Here is a 2,396-nt window from a genome sequence, read left to right on the forward strand (position 1 = left end):
GGTGTATACTCAGTATGTATAGCCGGGGTACTGCTCCGACGATGAGACGAGCCGGAGCCCTGAACGGCTCCGGCTCGTCCCCGTGTTCACCGATTCATCACCGCAACTGCCCGATCACCACCTGGACCCGGTACCCCAGCGCCGCCCGCGCCGTGTCCGAAACCGCGCCCTTCGGCGCCCGCTCCAGCTGCCGCGCGAACGATTCCAGCGACGCCACCGCCGCCCGGCCGTTCCCCAGCCGCTCCCACTGGAGCTTCGCCACCAGCAGCGGCACCCCCAGCAGCGTGCCGGTCACCGGCTTCACCTCGCCCGAGCGCACATACCCGTCCAGCGCCTCCTTCAGCGCCGACACCGCACCCGGCGTGTAGTAGTCCGGCACCGGCACCTTCGCCCACTCCGTCCCCGAGGACAGATGGAAGCCCGGGTACGCCGGCTGGTTGTACGTGGTCTGCTGCCGCGCCACCTCCACCCGGTACTGCGGGTCGTGCATCAGCGTGTACAGCTTCCGGTCGGTCACCTCGGTGCTCGTGTAGATCCGGATCGCCGAACTGTCGGCGGTCCGCAGCAGCAGCTCCTCCCGCCAGTCACCGAAGATGTCCGCCACCAGCGACGGGTTGCCCTTGGTGTGGTTGTTCGCCCGGGTGCCCTCCGCCGTCAGCAGCCGGCCGCGCTGCCAGTCGTCGATCGTCGGCGTCACATCGATCGCGCCGTTCACGAACTGCGTCGTCATGTCCGCCGACCAGCGGATGCTCATGTTCGTCCCCGGCGTCTGCGCGCCCAGGTACTCACCGGTCGCGCTCCACAGCCCGATCCCCGTGCCCCAGGTCTCCAGACCCCGGCGCCCCGGGTCGATGTCACCGATCATGCCGCGCCCGGTGTCCACCCCGGTGTAGCCCCCGTACAGCACCTCACCGGTCGCCGCGTCCCGCAGCGCGTACCCGTACGGCGCCCACGGGCCGCCCTCGTGCACCGTGTAGATCTCCAGACCCGGCCGGTCGGGGTCGATGTCGGCGACGTGCATCGCGTCACCGTGCCCCAGCTTCACGTACTCGCCGGGCACACTGCTCTCCGGCGGACCGTAGTCGTACGAGCTGTACAGCAGCGACCCGTCGTGGTCGATGGTCGCCGAACCGTAGACGATCTCCTGCTTGCCGTCGCCGTCCACATCGGCCACCGACAGCGAGTGGAAACCCTGCGTGGTGAGCGTGCCGTACTCCGGGTCGGTGCCCTCCACCCCGTGCGGCGAGTCGTTGAACGGGTTGGACATCGGCGTCCAGCCGCTGTCCACGTACCAGTCCTCGGTCAGCTCGCGGCCGTCCCAGCGGTAGGACACCAGGGTGCTGCGCGTGTAGTAGCCGCGCGCGAACACCGCCGAGGGGTGCTCGCCGTCCAGATAGGCCACGCCGCTGAGGAACCGGTCCACCCGGTTGCCCGGCTCGATCCGGTTCATCGCGTAGTCGCCCCACATCAGGCCGTCGTCGTGCCGGCCCGGCTTGTAGGGGATGGTCTGCAACTCGGCGCCGGTCAGACCGTTGAACACGGTCAGATACTCCGGGCCGTCGACGATGAACCCCTCGAAGTTCCGCAGCCGGTTGTTGCCGCTGCGGCTCGGGGCGTATTCGTCGATGAAGTAGTCCACCAGCTCCTCGGCGTCGGAGCGGGAGAGCGGGTACGCGAAGTCCAGCTCGTCCTCGGCGCCCAGCGCCTCCTCGATGGTGGCGGGCCAGTTGCCGGCCACCACCTCCGGGTGCTCGTGCCAGCCCTCGAAGAGGTCGGCCAGGTGGGCGGCGTACCCCTCGGCGCTCAGCCGGTAGTCGTCCCCGTGCCCGTACCCGGCGCGGACATCCTCGCGGGGCATGGTGATGTACTTCTCGGAAGCGACCTCGCCGTTCCGGTCATAACGGATGATCTTGGTACCCGGCGCGGTCTTGAACATCATCTCCGCACGGCCGTCACCGTCGAAGTCGTAGACCAGGAACTGGGTGTAGTGCGCGCCCGCCCGGATGTTCACCCCCAGATCGATCCGGTGCAGCAGCGTGCCGTCGAAGCGGTAGGTGTCGATGTAGACATTGCCGGTGTAGCCGACCTGGGAGACGTCCTTGGAGTTGGACGGGTCCCACTTCACGATGAACTCGTACTGGCCGTCGCCGTCCACGTCGCCGACGCTCATGTCGTTCGCGGAGTACGTGTACGCCTCACCGGCCGGGGTCACCCCGTCGGCCGGCTTGCGCAGCGGCAGATCGTAGTACCCGTCGGACCACGGCGAGACGGCCGCGCTGCGGTCCACCTCCACCCCGTCCACCAGCGCCGCGACCTGGTAGGCGGCGCCGTCGGAGCCGTCGGCGTCCAGGTAGTTGGTGCTGTCGGTGACCGTCCCGAGCGGCTGCCCGTCCCGG

General features: G+C 69.0%; 1 protein-coding gene. It reads right to left on the reverse strand.

Annotation, left to right across the window (positions count from 1 at the left end; all coding sequences use genetic code 11):
- Positions 1 to 97: 97 nt before the first annotated feature.
- On the reverse strand, positions 98 to 2,396 hold a 2,299-nt coding region (locus ACFV5N_RS26820), incomplete at its 5' end, for a rhamnogalacturonan lyase (RefSeq protein WP_385604827.1).

This window comes from Streptomyces sp. NPDC059853, from assembly GCF_042731495.1.
In the GTDB taxonomy this organism is placed as follows: domain Bacteria; phylum Actinomycetota; class Actinomycetes; order Streptomycetales; family Streptomycetaceae; genus Streptomyces.